The organism is Micromonospora chalcea (genome assembly GCF_002926165.1).
GTDB classification, from domain to species: domain Bacteria; phylum Actinomycetota; class Actinomycetes; order Mycobacteriales; family Micromonosporaceae; genus Micromonospora; species Micromonospora chalcea.
This window is the reverse complement of sequence record NZ_MAGP01000182.1, coordinates 1-17502: the sequence shown is the minus strand read 5'-3', so window position 1 is coordinate 17502 and position 17502 is coordinate 1. Positions and strand designations below refer to the sequence as shown.

Here is a 17502-nt window from a genome sequence, read left to right as displayed (position 1 = left end):
CAAACAAGGCCTCACCAAGAAAGAGATCATCCGCTGCCTCAAGCGCTACATCATCCGCGAGGTCCACACCGCCCTCCTCGCCGACTACACCGCCCTCAACACCCCTTGACATCCATAGGAGCATCCGGGCGCGGCGGCTGTCAGGCGGGCGGGAGGCGGACGACGAACCGGCAGCCGCCGGTGACGTTGTGCGCGTGCACCCGCCCGCCGTGCGCCTCGACCAGGCCGCGCACGATCGCCAGGCCCAGCCCGCCACCGGCCGGCGCCGGCTGGTCCGCGCCGGCCGGTGTGCGGGCCCGGGTCCCCCGGAACGCCACGTCGAACACCCGGGGCAGGTCCGCCTCGGGGATGCCGCCGCAGGTGTCGGAGACGGCGAACCACACGTCGCCCTCGTCGTGGCCGGTGTCGACGCGCACCGTGCCGTCCGGCGGCGTGTACCGCACCGAGTTGACGAGCAGGTTCGTGACGACGCGGGCGAGTTCGGCCTCGCCGGCCCGGACCGTGGGCCAGCCGGTCTCCGGGGCGAGCACACGCACCCCCCGGTCGGCGGCCAGCGGCGCGGTGGCGGCGATCGCGTCGGAGACGACGTCGCCGAGCGGCACCGGGGACAGCGCGGGCCGCAGCGCGCCCGCGTTGATCCGGGACAGCTCGAACAGGTCGTCGACCAGGCGCGTCATCCGGTCGGTCTCGACCCGGACCCGGTGGTGGTACTCGGCCACCGTCGCCGGATCGTCCACCACCCGGTCCTCCAGCGCCTCCGCCATCGCCCGCAGGCCGGCCAGCGGTGTCCGCAGGTCGTGGGAGACCCAGGCGACCAGTTCGCGGCGGCCGGCCTCCAACTGCCGTTCCCGCTGCCGGGCCTGGTCGGCCCAGACCGCCGCCCGCGCCAGCCGGCGGGCGAACGCCACACCGACGGCCAGGCTGACCGCCGCGGACGCCGCAACCGTCACGAGAACCACCTGCAGGTCGTGCGCGGACAGGAACATGGCCTGCGCGACAGCGGTGACGCCCGCCGTCACCGAGGCGATCGTGACCGCGAGCAGCACCGCGATGTGCGCGAGGATCGACCGGCGGCGCACCAGCCGCAACGCGCCCACGCCGAGCGCGCCGACGACCGCGCCGGCCAGCAGGGCGTAGGACCCGATGACCAGCAGCTCGCTCACCGGGACTCCAGCGGCTCGTAGCGGTAGCCGACGCCCCACACGGTGACGATGCGGCACGGCTGCGCCGGGCGGTCCTCGATCTTCTCCCGCAGCCGCCGGACGTGGACGGTGACGGTCGACTGGTCGCCGAAGCGCCAGCCCCACACCCGGTCCAGCAGTTCGGCCCGGGACCACGCGCGACCCGGGTTCGCCAGCAGGAACGCGAGCAGGTCGAACTCCCGCACGGTCAGCGCCAGCGGCTCCCCGCCTCGCTCGGCGACCCGCCGGCCGGCGTCGACGGTCAGGTCGCCGTCGCGCAGCACCCCGGCCGGTCCCCGGTCGTCGCGCGCCGTGCGCCGCAGCACCGACCGGATGCGCAGCACCAGTTCCCGGGGGGAGAACGGCTTCGTCACGTAGTCGTCCGCGCCGACCTCCAGCCCGGCGACCCGGTCGGCCTCGTCGCCGAGCGCGGTGAGCATGACGACGGGCAGCTCCGGCAGCCTCCGCCGCAGCCGCCGGCACACCTCGATGCCGTCGAGGCCCGGCATCATCAGGTCGAGGACCACCAGGTCGGGCGGCTGCTCCCCGGCCGCGACGAGCGCGTCCGCCCCGTCGAAGGACAGCCGGACCCGGTAGCCGTCCTGTTCGAGATAGCGGCGGACGACGTCGCTGACCGTCCGGTCGTCGTCGACGACGAGCACGTAGCGCTCCATGGGCCCGACGCTACCCATCGGCGTCCCGGCGCGGCGGCCCGCGGTCGGGCCGTAAGCGGACGGAAAGATCCTCCGGCCGGGAACGGCCCTACGGTTCACGGCATGGGCAGAAGACGTGTGGTGTTGTCGGTGCTCGCCGTCGTGGTGGTCGCCGGTCTCGGGGTGAGCCTGTACCTGTTCCAGCCGTGGCGGCTGGTGACCGACCGCGAGGTGCGCGAGGCGCTGCCGTCGGTGACGGAGCCGCCGACGGCCGGCACGAGCGGCCCGCCGGCCACCGGCGGGCCGCCCACCGACGTGGTCCTGGCCGCCGGTGACTTCGTCACCCACGAGCACGACACGTCCGGCCGGGCGCAGCTGGTCCGGCTCGCCGACGGCCGCCGTCAGTTGCTGCTGCGCGGCCTGAACACCTCCGACGGCCCCGACCTGCGGGTCTGGCTCACCGACCGGAAGGTGCAGCAGGGCCGCGCGGGCTGGCAGGTGTTCGACGACGGCCGCTGGGTGGAACTGGGCCGCCTCAAGGGCAACATCGGCGACCAGGCGTACGACATCCCGGCGTCGGTGGACCTGGACGGGCTGCGCAGCGTGTCGATCTGGTGCAAGCGGTTCGCGGTGTCGTTCGGCGCGGCCCCGCTGGCCGTGGCGGGGACAGGATCGGCGCCGGCCTGATCGGCGCGTCAGCCGCGGCCCAGCAGGCGCAGCGTGTTGCCGCCGGCCACCAGGGCGCGCTCGTCCGGGTCGAGGCCCGCGCCGCGCAGCGCCGCCTCGACCCGCTCCCGGGTGGTCTCCCGTTCGGCGACCGGCCAGTCCCCGCCGACGACCACGTGGTCGGCCCCGAGCAGGCCGGTGGCGAAGCGGATCGCCGACGGCGCGAAGCCCATGGTGTCGGCGTACACGTGGGCGCGGCGGCCGGGCGCGCTGAGCAACGCGCCCTCGTCGGTGGCGGCGGCGAGCGCCAGGCCGGCCACCCCGAGCATCGGGAAGACCACGTGCAGGCCGGGCAGCGCGGCCAGGGCGCCGCCGGTGAGCAGGGACAGCAGCGCGGCGGCGTTGATCGTGCCGCGGGCCAGCGACGTGCCGAGCCGGCCCAGGCCGGCGAACTCGGCGGTCAGCGTGGACCTGCTGATCGGATGCGCGAAGACCGGCACACCCAGCTCGGCCGCGGCGGACAGGGTGGGACGGGCGGCCGGGTCGCCGAGCAGCCGCCCGTCCGCGGCGGCGCAGTCGACGACGACGCCCGGCAGGCCCAGCTCGCGGACGGCCCGGACCACCTCCCCGGCGGCCGCGTCGCCGCCGAAGGCGTCGATCGTGGCGAGCCCGGCGAGGCGGCCCGGATTCGCGGCGACCACGGCCGCCAGGTGGTCGTTGAGCCGCCGCAAATCGTCCGGCCGCGTCCGTTCGCCGTGCGGGGTGACCATCGCCGGCGGGGCGCTCAGGACGCGCAGGTCCACGCCGTGCCGGCCGGACTCGGCGAGCAGGCCGTCGAGGTCGGCGACCCGCCGGGCCGTGTCGGCCCAGCGGGCGGCGAGCGCGCCGGTGGCGTTGTGCGGCAGCACCGCGGGATAGTCCGGACAGGCGTGGTGGGTGTGGAAGTCGGCGATGAGCATCAGACGTCGAGGAACGTGTAGGTGAAGCCGCGCTCGGCCCGGCGCACGTACCCGGCCGCGGGGAACGGGAAGTGCGCCGGCACGAGCAGGTCACCGGAGTCGGCGGCCCGTTCCAGCAGCCGGCGGCGCTGGTCGGCGGAGTCGCCCGGCACCACGCAGTAGCGGATGCTCCACTCCGGCCGTTCCAGCTGGACGCCGTGGTGCAGCATGTCGCCGGCGAACAGCGCCCGCTGCCCGGCCGACTCGACGACCAGGTAGACGTTGCCGGGCGTGTGGCCGAACGCGGGCACCAGGTGCACCTGCGGGGACAGGACGTGGTCGGCCTCGATCAGGTCGAGCACCCCGGCGTCGCGCAGCGGCAGGATGCTGTCGGCGATGTAGTCGCCGGTACGCTGCATGGCCCGCGCGCCGTCCGGGCCGGTCCACCAGTCGAACTCCTCCCGGACCACCAGGTACCGGGCGTTGGGGAAGGTCGGCTCCCAGCCGCCGCGGCCGTCCGCGCTGGTGGCGAAACCGACGTGGTCGACGTGCAGGTGGGTGAAGACGACGGTGTCGATGTCGCCGAGCGACACCCCGGCGCGGGCGAACTGTTCCAGGAACGGCCGGTCCGCCCGGTCGAACACGCCGCCGTTGCGCGGTTTGCCGTTGCCACCGCCGGCGTCGACCAGGATCAGCCGGTCCGGCGTACGCAGCAGGTGGGCCTCCTGGTTGAGCAGGATCCGGCCGTCGTGGGTGAACGGCTCCCGGGTGTAGAACGCGCCGTCGGTCCACGACTCGGTCGCCAGCTGCGGGAAGAACTCGGCCGGGTCCACGAAGTAGTCGACCTCGCGGATCGGGAAGACCTCGACCTCACCGACTCGGAAGGACCACAGCGGACCCTCGCCGCCGCCGGTGTCGGTCCATCGGGCGTTGCTCATACCATCTCGCTCTCGGGGGTACGGCGGACCTGCGTCCACACTCGGGTGCGCAGCTCGCCGAAGCGGGCGGAGGAACGGGTGCCGATCTGTTCCCGGTCGGCGTCCAGGTCGACCGGGATGTCGGCCTGGACGCCGGAGACGCCGGCGCCGAGCACCACGACGCGCTGACTGAGGTAGACCGCCTCGTCGATGTCGTGGGTGACGAAGACGATGGTCATGCCGTAGCGCTTCCACAGCGTGGCCACCAGGTCCTCCAGGTCGGCGCGGGTCTGCGCGTCGACGGCGGAGAACGGCTCGTCCATCAGCAGCAGCCGGGGCCGGTAGGCGACCGCGCGGGCGATCGCGACGCGCTGCTGCATGCCGCCGGAGAGCTGCCAGGGGTACGCGTCGCCGGCCGCGCCGAGTCCGACCGCGTCGAGCGCGTCGGCGACGAGTTCCCGCCGCCGCGCCCGGCTCAGGTCCAGGTGCCGCAGCTGCAGCTCGACGTTCTGCCGGACCGTCTTCCAGGCGTACAGGCTGCGGCCGTACTCCTGGAAGACGACGCCGAGGCCGGGCGGCGGTTCGGTGACCGGACGGCCGCCGAACCGGACCTGCCCCACGGTGGCCGGCAGCAGCCCGGCGACGATCTTGAGCAGGGTGGTCTTGCCGCAGCCGGACGGGCCGACGAGCGCGACGAACTCGCCCTCGGACACGGTCAGGTCGATCGCGGTCAGCACCTCGACGGTGCGTTCCCGGGCCCGGTAGGTCTTGCCGATCCCGGCGATCTCGAGCAGGGAGGTCATGGTCGCTCCGTGAGTTGTCCGGTGTGGCCGCGATGCCAGCGCAACGCGCGCCGCTCGACGAGCTCGAAGAGTTTGGCGAGCCCGAACCCGAGCAGGCCGATCAGCAGCACCCCGCTCCACATCTGCGGGATGGCGAAGCTGCGCTGGAACTGCACCACTGTGAAGCCGAGCCCGTCGGTGCTCATCAGCATCTCGCTGACCACCATCAGGATGATCGACAGGCCGAGGGCCTGCCGGGCGCCGGCGAAGATCTGCGGGCTCGCGCCGCGCAGCACCAGCAGGTGCCGGGTGCGGCGCGGCAGCCGGTACGCCGCGGCGCACTGCAGCCCGACCTCGTCGGCGGCGCGGACGCCGTCGGCGGTGTTGAGCAGGATCGGCCAGACCGCGCCCACAGTGATGACGACCAGCTTGGTCGTGTCGCCGATGCCGACCGCCACCAGCAGCACCGGGATCAGCACCGGGGCGGGCAGCACCCGGAAGTACGCCAGCAGCGGGCCGGTCAGCGCGCGGGGCGCCGCCCACCGCCCGATCACGAAGCCGAGGACGACGCCCGCGGCGAGCGCGATCGCGTAGCCGGCGGCGAGGCGCCACAGACTGGGCACCACGTCGCGGACGAACGTGTCGGAGAACCACACGTCCCGGAACGCCTCGACGATCGTGCGCAGCGGCGGTAGGAACACGTTGGTGCTGCCGTCGCTGGCCACCCACCAGGCGGCCACGAGCGCCGCCGGCAGGCCGAGCGCGTACCCGAGGGCCTTCATGCCAGGGCCTCCCGGCGGGTCGCCACGTGCCAGTGCAGCAGCCGCCGCTCGGCCAGCCGGGCGAGCTGGTCGAGGCCGATGCCGAGCCCGCCGGTGAGCAGCACCAGCGCGTACATGCCGGTGGACTCGCCGGACTCCTGGCTGCTCCAGATCATCTCGCCGAGTCCGGCGGCGCCCATGACCAGCCCGCCGGTCAGTGCGAGGGCCAGCGCGACCGAGACGATCAGGCGCAGCGCCGTGCCCAGGTACGGCAGCACCGTGGGCCAGGTGACGTGCACGATCCGGGCCAGCCGGCCGAGCCGGAAGGCACGGGCGGTCTCGACCGCCACCCGGTCCACGTCACGCAGGCCGTAGAGCACCTGGAACACGACGATCCAGAAGCAGGACACGGCGACCAGCAGCACCGTGATCTGCCGGACGTCGAGCACGAGCACCAGCACGGGGATCAACACGATCGACGGGACCGGCCGCAGGAAGTCGAGAGTGGAGGAGGTGGCCCGGCGCACCTGCGGCACCGAGCCGAGCGCGAACCCGGCCAGGATGCCGGCGGCCAGCGCGATGACCAGGCCGACCGCCACCGCCGCCAGCGTACGGCCGGTCGCCGTCCAGAACCGTTCCCCGGTGAGCAGGCGCAGCGCCTCCGGAACCACGGCGCTCAGCGGTGGCACGTGCGCCGGGTCGAAGAACAGGCGGGCGAGGATCTCGTACGCCGTGGCCGCGCCCGCCAGGCCCACGGCGCCGAGCCACCCCCTTCTCACTTGAGGATCAGTTCGTCGAGGTCGGGTGTGGTGGTGATGAGCCCGTCGCGCTGGGCGTAGCCGGCGAGCTTCTCGGCCGCCTGCCGGCTGACCTCGTCACGCAGGCCGGTCAGGGTGATCTTCGCGGCCACCTCCGGCTTGATCTCGGTGAACGTGGGGATCTTCGCGCGCACCTCGTCCTCGTGGTCGCGGGCGTACGCGTACGCCTCCCGCACCGCGTCCCGGAACGCGGTGACGGTCTTCGCGTTCTTCGAGGTGTAGGAGCCGGCCGCGTACCAGGCGGAGACCGTGAGGTCGGGCGCCAGGTCGGTGAAGCCCCAGCCGACCGGCACCGCGCCCTGCGCCTTGGCCGCCGACAGGAACGGCTCGACCACCCAGGCGCCGTCCACCCGGCCCGTGCTGACCGCGGCGGGCGCCTGCGGGAACGGGATCTCGACGAGCTTGACCTTCGTCGGGTCGCCCCCGTCGGCGCGGACCGCCTCACGGGCCGCCGCGGCGGCGATGTTGGTGAGGATGTTGACCGAGACGGTCTTGCCTTCGAGCTGCTTGGCGCTGGTGATGCCGGAGTCGCCCTTGACCACCAGGGCGCCGTAGTCGGCGCCCTCCTTGCCGGTGGACGCGGACGCCGGCACCACTGCCTTGACGTCGAGGCCCTTGGACCGGGCCACGATCAGCGTGGTGAGGTCGCCGGTGGCGAAGTCGACCTTGCCGGCCAGCACGGCCGGCACGGAGGTCAGGTCGGAGGTCTCGGTGTCGACCTCGACCTTGAGGCCGTGCTTGGCGAAGATGCCGCGCTCCTGGGCCAGGTAGATGGGCGCGAGGTGGCCCAGCGGCGACGAGGCGAGCCGGACGGTGGTGAGGCCGTCGGCGCTCGCCTCGGCGGGCTCGTCGTTCCCGCCGCAAGCGGCGAGCGACGTGGTGAGCAGGACGGCAGCGAGGGCGCCGGCGATCCGGCGGCTACGGGTGGTCATGCGGTCGGCTCCTCAAAGCGCAGGCGCAGGTCGAGGTCGTGGACGTGGTCGGGGAACGGCGCCGGGCCGCCGAGCGGCTCGGCGCCGATGCTGGAGACGGCCGCCTCCTCGATCGCCACGACGAGGCTCGCGGCGTGCCGGGCGGAGTCGCCGGCGACGAGCAGGCCGTGGTTGCCGAGCAGGATCGCGTACGTGCGGGGGTGCGCCGCGAACGTCTCGGCGATCGACCGCACCGCCTCCTCGGTGCCGCGTGGCGCCCACGGCGCGACCGGGATGTCGACCGGCTGGCCGTGCACCAGCAGGGCCTCGTACCGGGCCGGCAGCGACACGCCGGCGAGGGCGTAGCTGGTGGCGTACGGCGAGTGGGTGTGGATGACGGCGTTGACGTCCGGCCGGGCCTGGTAGACGCCGATGTGCATCTTCAGGATCGCGGCCACCGACGGGCTGGGCGTTCCCTCGTGGACGGTGCCGTCGAGGCCGACCACGACGACGTCGTCGTTGACGGTGCGCAGCGCGGGCGCCGCGACCCGCAGGTCGTCGGCGGGCCACGGGCGCAGCAGTTCCCCGGCGTTGACGAGGAGGCGGTCGTCGTGGCCGGGGATCCGGACGCTGATGTTGCCGTGTCCGCTGGCCGACATGGCCGAGGCGGCGAAGAGCTTGTTGATGCCGGCGGTCAGGTCGACGCGGGCTTTCTGGACAGGGTCGTGCTGAGTCATGGCGTGTCGGGCCTTAAGGAGTCGGCCGTGCCCAGGAGGGCACGACGAGGCGACGTGTGCGAAGCGAGCCGGTGGGGCTCAGCGGCGACAGAGCGCGCTGGACGTACGGCCCTGGTCGAGGGCTCGTCGGGTGGTCAGCAGCGCGGGCATAACCCTACTATAACCCTAGGGAATGTAGGCGATCAAGGGGTGCCCGGCCCGGCCCCCGCGTGACAGGATCGGTCAGGTGCCCAAGGTCAACGTTTATCTGCCCGACGCCCTCGCCGACCGCGTCCGCGACGCCCGGCTGCCGGTCTCCCGGATCTGCCAGACCGCGCTGACCCAGGCGCTGGACGGCGCCGTGGGCGCGACTCACGAGACACCCACCACCCGGGCGCTGCCCGCCGGGCTCACCCTGACCCCGCCCGCCAACCACCACGTGGCGGCGATCCTGCACCAGGCGTACGCCCTCGCGTCCACCTCCGGCGCGGGCACGGTGGAGCCGGTCCACCTGCTGCGGGCCTTCCTCGACGAGGGCGAGAGCCTGGTGCTGAACACCGTCGAACTGCTCGGCTTCCCCGCCGCCACGATCCGCGCGGCCCTGGGCGAGACCCCCGCCACCGCGGCGACGCCCACCGAGCCGGCCACCTCGCCGGACACCCGGGCGGTGCTGGCGGCCGCCGCCGAGCAGGCCACCGCGCACGCCTCGGCCGTCACCACCGGCAGCCACCTGCTGCTCGGACTGCTGCGCGACGACGGCGAGGCGGGCGCCGCGCTGCGCCGCACCGGGGTGAGCGCCGTCGTCACGCCCGCCGCGCTCTCCGCCCTCTACTACGGCGTCGCGTTCGGGCGGATGCTGCCCGGACGCGACGCCGACACGACGGTCCTGCGCGTGATGATGCACGACGTCCTCGACCGCCTCGACCGGCTGCAGAAGCGGCTCGACGCGACCGACGCCTGACGGCGCCGGGCGGAACGTCGATGCTGAGCGCGCGGGCGCCGGCCGAGACGCGACGCGGGTGCGGTCGACGACCGCACCCGCGCCACTGCCTCTGTCCTCCCCGTTACCCCTCGAGCTGGTACAGGGTGGTTCCCTCGTCAGCACCCACCGGCGCCCGGCGGCACCGGCGAGCTTCTTCCGGGCGTGGCGGCCAGTCCCGGTAGGGCAGCAGGGTCAGGCGCCACGCCAGCCGTGCGGTCAGGAGCAGACCCAGCGGCGGTAACAGCCAGGCGACAGCGTCGCGACGGCGGTAGGAGACCAGCGGGGCGACCGCGACGACGAACAGGGACGGAACAACCACCCCCAGCACGTCGCTCAACGGGCCGCTGCCGAACACCGGATCGTAGATCAGGGCCTCCAGCGACACGTACGCGAGGAGCACCAGAATCAGCACCACTCCGGTCAGGGCCACACGGGCCCTCGGTGAGCGAGGGCGTCGAGGCTCAGGAGCGTCACCCTGAACCGTCGGCGAACCCGTCGCGGTCGTCCTCCTGGCCATCATCACGTCCAATAGTATCCAGTGTGGTAATTACGATAGTGATTCGACCGGTAGGTCAGCCACCAGCCGTAGAACCACGGCGTGATCCACTTCGTGTACTTGTACCGGTACTTGATCCGTGCCCGATACTGATAGTCGGTGTAGGTGAAGCGCACGGAATACACCTTGAAATCGCCCCAGCCGTACCTCTTGACCACGACGCAGTTCACCCGCTCCACGTCGCGGGTCCGGTACTGCATCTGCATCCGGTGGAAGTCCAGCCACGCCTCGTCGCCGATGACGTCCATGAGCGCACGACCGAGCCAGTTCAGCTGGCTCTCGTACCAGGGGGACGTGTACAGGACCCTCGACCACCGGATGTACGACGCACGGTATCCCGTCCAGGCCCAGCCGGGGATGTAGCAACGGCACACGGCCAGGCCGGAGGTGTCCGACTCGTTGACCGGATCCTGATTCGCGTACTCGTACGCGTTCGCCGACCCCGCGTAGACCCGGTCGGCCGTCAGGAAGCGCCCGGTCGCCGGGTTGAACAGCCGCACGCCCATGAGCACGAGGCCGGCCGGGTTCCCCCCGTCCCGGAAGGCGGCCCCCAGCCAGCCGTAGCGGCCCGCCGACACGCTGCCGGTGCGCGCCATCCCGAACTCGTCGGTCTCGTGCACCGCGGAGATGCCTGTCGCGGCGCCCTGGATGGTGGCGACGAAGTCGCCGTGCAGGTTGCGCAGCTTCCAGTCGACGGTGCCCGAGGCGCCGAGATAGATGCCGACGGCATCACCGAGACCGGAGAGGTTGCGCGTGTACGACGTGCCCTCGGAAGTCCAGCTCGGAGCGTCGCTGTCGTCGGCGTAGTGATGCGTCTGCACCGTCACGACCGCGCCTGACGTGGTCTGGACCCTGCGGAACCTCGTCAGCATGACGTCGAGGGTGTACTCCGCCTGCGTGGTTCCCGCGACGATCTGCCGCACCATGTCGTTCGTGTAGTAGCCGACCGTCGCGGCGGTGCCGGTGGTGGTGTCGGCGGCCGCCACCGCTGTCGTACGACCCAGCAGGTCGTACGACGTGCCCGAGGAGATCAGCCGGTCCGCGTCGTCGTACTCCCAGGTCCGGGTCGACGCTGCCGTGCTGCTCTGGCACACGCCACCGCCACCGGCGGCGTAGTTGTCCCGCTGGGTCCGGTTACTGGCGTTGTCGAACTGGTAGACCCGGGTGGAACAGGCGCCCGAGACGGTGTCGCGGACGGTCGACAACCGGCTTGCCTGGTCGTAGTCGTAATGCTGCTGGGAGAACGTCGACGTGCTTCTCCGCTGCTGCTTGTGCGGGCTGAACGCCGCCGTCTCCCGGTAGACGGTGCAGTCGGCCTGCCCGCAGCCGGGGCGGCGGTAGGAGACCTCCACGGTGTTACCGGCCTCGTCGCCGGCCGTCTCCGCGACGATGCCGTTCGGCCACGTCTCGCTGATCAGCTCGCCGTCCGGGTCGTACTGACCGGTGAACGTCCCCGCCTGGCTGTCGATCAGCTTCGTCGCCAGACCGCGAGCCTCGCCGGCTGTGCCGTACTCGAACGTCTGAGTGGCCTTGCCGTCGTCGGCGACGGCCACCCGCGACATCACGTCGTACGTCCTGGTGGACACGTTGCCGTCACTGTCCTGGTAGGAGGTCTCCCGGCCGAGGTTGTCATAGCCGCGGACCACCTCCGCGAGGACTGTGGACCCCGACATCGACTGGGTACGCGCCAGCAGGCCGCTCTGCTGGTGGTACTCCAGCCGGGACGTGTCCACCGTCGTACCGAGACCCGCCGCGGTCGTGACCGTCGTGCCCCGCACCCGCCCCGCGGCGTCGTACGTCACCGTCGTGGTGCGGAGCTGGGCACCCGCCTTGGTCTTCTCGACCAGGGTACGGACCTGCTGGTACAGGTCGTAGGTGCGGACCGTCACCCGCAGCGGAGCCGAGGCCGGCGACGTGCCGGCGTGCTCCGTCCGGCACAGCAACCCCGCCCATTCGGCACGGTTTCCGCATTCCGGGTACGTCGAGTTGGCCGCCGAGGTGTAGTACGTGCTGGTCTTGGTGGCCGCGGTGGTGTCGACGCTTCCGCCTGACGGCATGGTGCTCGACGTCACCCTTCCCGCGGAGTCGTATCGGGTCCACGTCGTCAGATCCAGACCGTCCGGGTCGACGGTCGATCCGATCGCCTTCCGCAGATCCCAGTCGTACTGCGTGGTGGTGGTGCGCACGTCGGCGTCGACGGTCTGGCCGGCGTTGACGTAGCTGACGGAGGAGCTCGTGGTGGTGGTCAGGTTGAAGGGGATGTCGGTGGCGGGCGCGCCCTCGTCGTACGTGTGCCGGCTGTGTGCCCGGCCCCGGACGACGACGTTCGACGACAGCAGCACGTCGTGCTCAGGTCCGAACGTCTCGACGAGCTGCTGTCCGTCCTCGGAGTAGACGCTGACGGATGAGAGCGAGGCGGCTGTCGCCGCCTCCACCGTGGCGGTGTCGGACGCCGAGGCGTCGAGGGCGCGACGGCGGTTGCCGGCACTGAGTTGACGTACCGTGTTGCCGTAGTCGTCGTACCAGGTGGTGGTCAGGTGTCCACCCGGCTGCGCGACGTTCACCATGCGGGCGTTGGCGTCGAGGTACGTCACCGAGGCGCGCTCGTAGGAGGCGGGTAGCGTGCCGGTCACCGGGTTACCCGTCGGCAGTTGGGTGGGTGGGAACACCGCTGTGGCATCCGTGGGCTGCTCGGTCTGACCCCACCGGTTGGTCTGGGTGGGCGACAGGTCGTACGGCGCTCCGCTGCCGGAGACCGGCACTCGGTAGACGACCGTCTCGACCGCCGTTCCCGCCGTCAGGGCCGAACGAGTGACCTTCGACAGCCGGCCCGCTCCCGGGTCGTCCGGCAGGGTCGTGTAGGTGAACTGCCAGGGTTCCAGCGCCGGCGGCGCCAGCGAGGTGATGACTCCGTTCGAGTCGTAGGCGTACGTGGTGCGCAGTGAGTGGGCGCCACTGCCGTCGGTCCAGTCCACGCGGGGGTCCCACGCGGCACGAAGACGCCCGGCGCTGTCGTAGGAGTAACGCGCGAGGGTCACCGTGCGCATCGCAGGGGTGGCGAGGTCCGGATCCCACGCGGTGAGGCTGATCTGCGTCACCCGCCCGGTGTAGTCGCCCCAGGCACCGTCGGCCGTTCCCGTGGCGGTCGTACCGGTGGCATAGGTGAAGTTCAGCGCCCGGCAGCCACGCACCAGGGTGGTACAGGTGACGCCGTCGGCCACGGGGGCGAGCACCCGGGTCGGCCGCATGACGTCCTGCCCGCCGACGGTGACCTTCTGCCACGAGTACGTGGTGGTGGTCCCCGACCCGGGCGACCGGGAGGCGGTCGGGGTGAACACGCCGGCCGGGTCGGTCGAGCTCCGCCCGAAGGTCACCACGTTCCCGTTGCCGTCGGTCAGCGTGTAGACGTTACCCGTCGTGCTGTAGGTCAGCTTGTAGGACTCGGCGCCGATCTGTGGCTCGAACGTGGTGCCGGCGCTCGTCGCCTTGGCGAAGCCGATCGTCGAACCGTCGGGCATCCCGACCTGGACGATGCTGCCGTACACCGTCAGCCGGGTGTACGGCGCCTCCGAGGTCGAGACCGCCGTGCTGGAGACCCAGCCGGGGCCGAACATCGGATCCACCCCGCCCGGCTGGCGGCTGTTGTAGGTGCGGGTGACCGAAAGGTCGTTCACCGAGGCGTCCTGCTGGCTGATCTGGTAGTTGCCGGTGACCAGGTTGACCGAACCCGGACCGACCTGAGCGGTGTCGGCGGAGGCGAGGTTCCGGTCGAACCGGAACTTCACGTTGTCGGCCGGCGCCCCGTTGCTGCTCAGATTGAAGTAGGCGCGCACCTGTACCGGCCCGTCCCGCGGGATGCTCGCCGGGTCGACCGAGGCGAGGGTGGCGGCGACGTCCCAGTTCAGTTTGGGGGCCACCCCTGCGGAGAGGGCGACGGGCCAGGTGACGGCGCCACCGCCGGCGGCGTAGGTCACGTGGGCGGCGGGGATGGCGACCCAGGCGTCCGAGCCGGCACGCCGCCACTGGTACGTGGCGTCCCCGAACGACGGCGCGGCAGTCGAGCCGAGCGCCACCCTGGCCCCTGTGACGTCGCCGACCTTCGGCGAGGTGACCGCGCCGTTGCCCACCTTGAACGGGTAGCTGCGCACCTCGGTCACGTTGTTGGCCGAGTCGCGGGTACGCGCCCACACGTTGTGCCAGCCCGGTGTCAACGGGGTGATGCTGACCGTCGCGCTGGCGCCCGGCGTCGCGGTGTTGACGACCTTGTTCAGGGTCTGCAGGTCGAGGCTGTACTCGTAGGCCGCCGCGTCGGCGACGCCATTGGCGTCGAAGGTGAAGCTGCCGGCGACGTTCGCGTCACCGCCCCACTGGTTCTCCGGGTACGTGGTCGAGCTGACGATCGGCGGGCTGCCGACCGAGGTGTCGACGGTGAACTCGCAGAATGCCGACCAGGCGCCGTTGACCGTCCCGTCATTGCCACGAACCCGCCACTTGTACGAGGTGTTGTGGGTCAGGGCGGCGGACGGCACGCTGGTGGCGAACGTCGAGCCGGAGGCGGCGGTACCGGTGATCGCGCTGCCGAGCTTGGTGGTGCCGGCCAGCGTCCACCACTCGAACTCGGCCTTGACCGTCGACCCCTCGGCGTCGGCGACGACCGACCGAAGCTGCGGAGTCGCGGTGTTGACCTTCGGCCGGGAGGCGCCGGTCACGCAGGCGGTGGCCGGCACCGTGGAACGGGTGCCGACGGTCGGGTACGAGTTGTAGTTCACCACCGCGTACGGCACCTGGCTGCTGTCGGTCGCGTTGCGGGAGCGGAACTGCTTGAAGCTGTTCAGGCTGGTCTCGTCGGTACCGCGGACGCCCATGTAGGCGGTGGACTGGTTGGCGTTGGCCGCCCGCTGGAAGAAGGACGTGCCGCTGATGCTCACCCAGCCGTCGGCACATGCCGTGCCACCCTTGGTCTGGTTGGAGGTGGCCTCCTGCTGCACCCAGGTCGGCTGGGATCCCCACCGGGTCGCCGAGGAGGCGGCACCCGTGGTCCAGATCTCCCACGAGGTGGCGGTGCAGGTGTGCGACCAGAAGTTCCAGAAGTTCACAGTGGCCGAGGTGATCTGCTTGCCCTTCAGGGCGGACACACCCCAGTGGACGAACGACCGGGCCTTGACGTTGGGCGAGCCGGACAGAAGACCGAGCTGAAGATCGTTCGCTCCGCCCCGGTCGACGTTGTCGCCCTCCTTCACATACGTGTCGAACGTCGTGTAGAGCGGGTTGATCTGCGGGTCGATCGTCACCGGGTACTGGGTGGCCGGATCCTTCAGCCACGCCAGGTCCGGGTTCAGCCGCATGACCAGACCGCCGGTCGCACGGGCCAGGCGGCTGGCGGGCCGCTCCGACTTGGCCGCCACGACCGCCCGCCGGACCGGTTCGTCCGTGCCGGGAGTCCGCCGGGCGTCCCACATCTCCGGCGCCGGTACGGCAGCGACCGCCCGGCCTCTGGCGTCCTTGAGGACCAGTCCGCCCGAGGTGTCCTGGGTGAACGAGGAGAATCCCTTGCCGGTCAGCGGAAACGTCAGCGCGGGCAGCCGGTCCACGGCCTCCCGGTTCTTCACCGTGAGGAACTGGGCGAAGCCGGTCCGGGTCGCCTCGACCACCAGATCGACACCGGCGGCCACCTCCGGATAGGTGGCGCGGTTGCCGGTCAGCATCGGCGCCGGCAGCGCACCCGGCCAGCCCATGGTCAACCGGCCGTCGCCGACGCCGACCGCGGCCAGCTCACCACCGTCCTTGCGGGCGCCGGAGATCCGCAGATCCGCGGGGTGCGCCCGGGGCCGCACGGAGCCGTCCGCCGCCGTCTGGAGTGTGAGGTCGACCGGAACCCACGTGTCGTTCTGCCGGATCCGCACCGGGCCGGCGTGAACCTTGGCCTCGACATGGCCGTCGGGATGGGCGACGTACTCGGCGGTCTCCGTGGTCATGCCGGTGACGCGGACCTGCTGGCCCGTCATCCGTGCGGTGACCAGGGCGGCCATCTCGTCCGGTCGTTCCAGCACCTCGGCTGGCGCCTTCGGCGACGCAGCCGCCTCGGCCCGTCCGGCGGGGACGTCGCTCATGGTGACGGTCAGTACGGCCACCATGGCGAAGGTCGTCAGGCGGCCCCATCGGGCACTTCTCGGGTTGGCGCAGTCCTTGACTGCACCGGATTTCGGCACGCGCGCAGGAGCCACTACTGGCCCTCCCCCGTGTTAGACGGCCTATGGAAAGGCGAACAGTACGGCGCGCAGGAAATTGACGTCAATGAAAACTTTTCGTTATACCATCGGGCGCACGAAGGCAAGGCGCCCGTGCGTAGGGATTTGAGCGCTTCAGGCGATTGCGACGAGTTGAAGCGGCCGGTCCGGATTCGTCTGTTGCGGCGCGGAGGGGCGGGCAACGCCGGCATGACCACCGGGCGGGCGAACGCGATCCGGAAGACCGATAATTCGGCAATTGAGCCGGGTGGACGCCTTGGCGTATTAGGCGTTCCTCGATATGTGCCGACGTACCCGGAAAGGCGAAGCGAGTCGAGAGGATCTCCGCCTCGCGGAGCGGACGGCGGCATGCGTCACTCAGGCCGCCACCCCGGTCGACCAGCGCGAAGTCGCGTCCACACAGCGGACGTTACATTGACACTTTTCGTTACGCCGGTGATAGTAACCGCACACCGACACCACCAAGGGCGCCTACGCGTCAGTCGCTGGAGGACCCATGAGAAGGAGATCGAGAATCTACGCGGGACTGGCCGCCGCCGTCGTTTCGGCCGCCTCTGTGACCATGACGTTCGGCGCGACACCCGCGGGCGCCGCGATCGGCGGCTCCGGCCCCTACCCCGCCGACTACGAAACCTCGTCCACCCTGGCCAACCACACCATCTTCCGGCCCCAGACCCTCCCGTCCGAGCGCCTTCCCATCCTGGTGTGGGGCAACGGCGCGTGCTCGGCCAACGGCCTGTCCCAGGGCAACTTCCTCCGTGAGATCGCCTCCCACGGCTTCCTCGCCATCGCCAACGGCGCGCCGAACGGCTCCGGCTCCACCAACGCCCAGATGCTCACCCAGTCCATCGACTGGGCGGTGGCGGAGAACTCCCGGTCGGGCAGCAAGTACTTCAACCGGCTGGACACCACGAAGATCGCCGTGGCCGGCTTCTCCTGCGGCGGCGTGGAGGCGTACGCCGTCTCCAACGACCCGCGCGTCACCACGACCGGCATCTTCAGCAGCGGGCTGCTGAACGACGCCGACGACTACCAGTTGCGCCGGCTGACCAAACCCATCGCGTACTTCATCGGCGGGCCCAGCGACATCGCCTACCCCAACGCCATGGACGACTGGGGCAAGCTGCCGTCCGGGCTGCCCGCGTTCATGGGCAACCTGAACGTCGGTCACGGCGGCACCTACGACCAGCCCAACGGCGGCGAGTTCGGCCGGGTGGCGGTGCTCTACCTGAAGTGGCGCCTGAAGGGCGACGTGGGCGCCGGGGCCAACTTCGTCGGCCCGGACTGCGGCCTGTGCCGCACCCAGTGGACGGTCCAGCAGAAGAACCTGACGCTCGACCCGCCGCCCACCACCACGCCGACCCCGACCACGC

At 71.6% G+C, this 17502-nt stretch carries 14 protein-coding genes; 3 read left to right on the top strand and 11 right to left on the bottom strand.

The genetic code is table 11. From position 1 onward, the window contains the following. Positions 1 to 140: 140 nt before the first annotated feature. Both BAW75_RS31555 and BAW75_RS31550 read right to left on the bottom strand, forming a co-directional pair. Positions 141 to 1163 (bottom strand): sensor histidine kinase, encoded by a 1023-nt coding sequence (locus BAW75_RS31555; RefSeq protein WP_043324777.1) that lies wholly within the window; start codon positions 1161 to 1163, stop codon positions 141 to 143. After that, on the bottom strand, positions 1160 to 1873 hold the full coding sequence (locus BAW75_RS31550) for a response regulator transcription factor (protein WP_104115957.1): 714 nt from the start codon (positions 1871 to 1873) through the stop codon (positions 1160 to 1162). The genes BAW75_RS31555 and BAW75_RS31550 overlap by 4 nt, the downstream gene beginning before the upstream one ends. An 84-nt stretch (positions 1874 to 1957) precedes the next feature. Between BAW75_RS31550 and BAW75_RS31545 the strand changes: the two genes are divergently transcribed. Further along, on the top strand, positions 1958 to 2521 hold the full coding sequence (locus tag BAW75_RS31545; protein ID WP_104115956.1) for a DM13 domain-containing protein: 564 nt from the start codon (positions 1958 to 1960) through the stop codon (positions 2519 to 2521). An 8-nt stretch (positions 2522 to 2529) separates the two neighbouring features. Here the strand turns inward: BAW75_RS31545 and BAW75_RS31540 are convergent, their stop codons facing one another. The 7 genes from BAW75_RS31540 to BAW75_RS31510 are packed head-to-tail and all read right to left on the bottom strand — an operon-like array spanning position 2530 to position 8364. Further along, entirely contained in the window at positions 2530 to 3459 is a 930-nt protein-coding gene (locus BAW75_RS31540) for an amidohydrolase family protein (protein ID WP_104115955.1), read from the bottom strand. Continuing rightward, positions 3459 to 4376, bottom strand: coding sequence for an MBL fold metallo-hydrolase (locus tag BAW75_RS31535; protein WP_073829904.1), 918 nt, complete (start codon positions 4374 to 4376; stop codon positions 3459 to 3461). The genes BAW75_RS31540 and BAW75_RS31535 overlap by 1 nt, the downstream gene beginning before the upstream one ends. Then, a complete protein-coding gene (locus BAW75_RS31530; RefSeq protein ID WP_104115954.1) occupies positions 4373 to 5158 on the bottom strand; it encodes an ABC transporter ATP-binding protein in 786 nt (261 codons plus the stop codon). Before BAW75_RS31530 ends, BAW75_RS31535 begins: the two co-directional genes overlap by 4 nt. Then, the gene (locus BAW75_RS31525; RefSeq protein WP_104115953.1) at positions 5155 to 5919 is read right to left on the bottom strand and encodes an ABC transporter permease; all 765 of its coding nucleotides are present in this window, start codon (positions 5917 to 5919) and stop codon (positions 5155 to 5157) included. The genes BAW75_RS31530 and BAW75_RS31525 overlap by 4 nt, the downstream gene beginning before the upstream one ends. Then, complete coding sequence (locus tag BAW75_RS31520) at positions 5916 to 6677, bottom strand: ABC transporter permease (protein ID WP_104115952.1); 762 nt, start codon at positions 6675 to 6677, stop codon at positions 5916 to 5918. The genes BAW75_RS31525 and BAW75_RS31520 overlap by 4 nt, the downstream gene beginning before the upstream one ends. Then, positions 6674 to 7648: an ABC transporter substrate-binding protein gene (locus BAW75_RS31515; protein WP_104115951.1), complete on the bottom strand. Its 975-nt coding sequence runs from the start codon at positions 7646 to 7648 to the stop codon at positions 6674 to 6676. Before BAW75_RS31515 ends, BAW75_RS31520 begins: the two co-directional genes overlap by 4 nt. Continuing rightward, positions 7645 to 8364: a class II aldolase/adducin family protein gene (locus BAW75_RS31510; protein ID WP_051610994.1), complete on the bottom strand. Its 720-nt coding sequence runs from the start codon at positions 8362 to 8364 to the stop codon at positions 7645 to 7647. Before BAW75_RS31510 ends, BAW75_RS31515 begins: the two co-directional genes overlap by 4 nt. 226 nt (positions 8365 to 8590) lie before the next feature. Here BAW75_RS31510 and BAW75_RS31505 point away from each other — a divergent pair, with 226 nt between their 5' ends. Then, a complete protein-coding gene (locus BAW75_RS31505) occupies positions 8591 to 9304 on the top strand; it encodes a Clp protease N-terminal domain-containing protein (protein WP_167435649.1) in 714 nt (237 codons plus the stop codon). A gap of 103 nt (positions 9305 to 9407) precedes the next feature. On the opposite strand, the gene BAW75_RS31500 is transcribed toward BAW75_RS31505, so the two are convergent. Both BAW75_RS31500 and BAW75_RS31495 read right to left on the bottom strand, forming a co-directional pair. Continuing rightward, the gene (locus tag BAW75_RS31500; protein ID WP_064446297.1) at positions 9408 to 9755 is read right to left on the bottom strand and encodes a hypothetical protein; all 348 of its coding nucleotides are present in this window, start codon (positions 9753 to 9755) and stop codon (positions 9408 to 9410) included. Positions 9756 to 9844: 89 nt separating this feature from the next. Beyond that, positions 9845 to 15991, bottom strand: coding sequence for an RHS repeat-associated core domain-containing protein (locus tag BAW75_RS31495; RefSeq protein WP_244206333.1), 6147 nt, complete (start codon positions 15989 to 15991; stop codon positions 9845 to 9847). Between the two features lie 700 nt (positions 15992 to 16691). Between BAW75_RS31495 and BAW75_RS31490 the strand changes: the two genes are divergently transcribed. After that, positions 16692 to 17502: alpha/beta hydrolase (locus BAW75_RS31490; RefSeq protein WP_244206334.1), on the top strand; the 811-nt coding region annotated here is incomplete at its 3' end.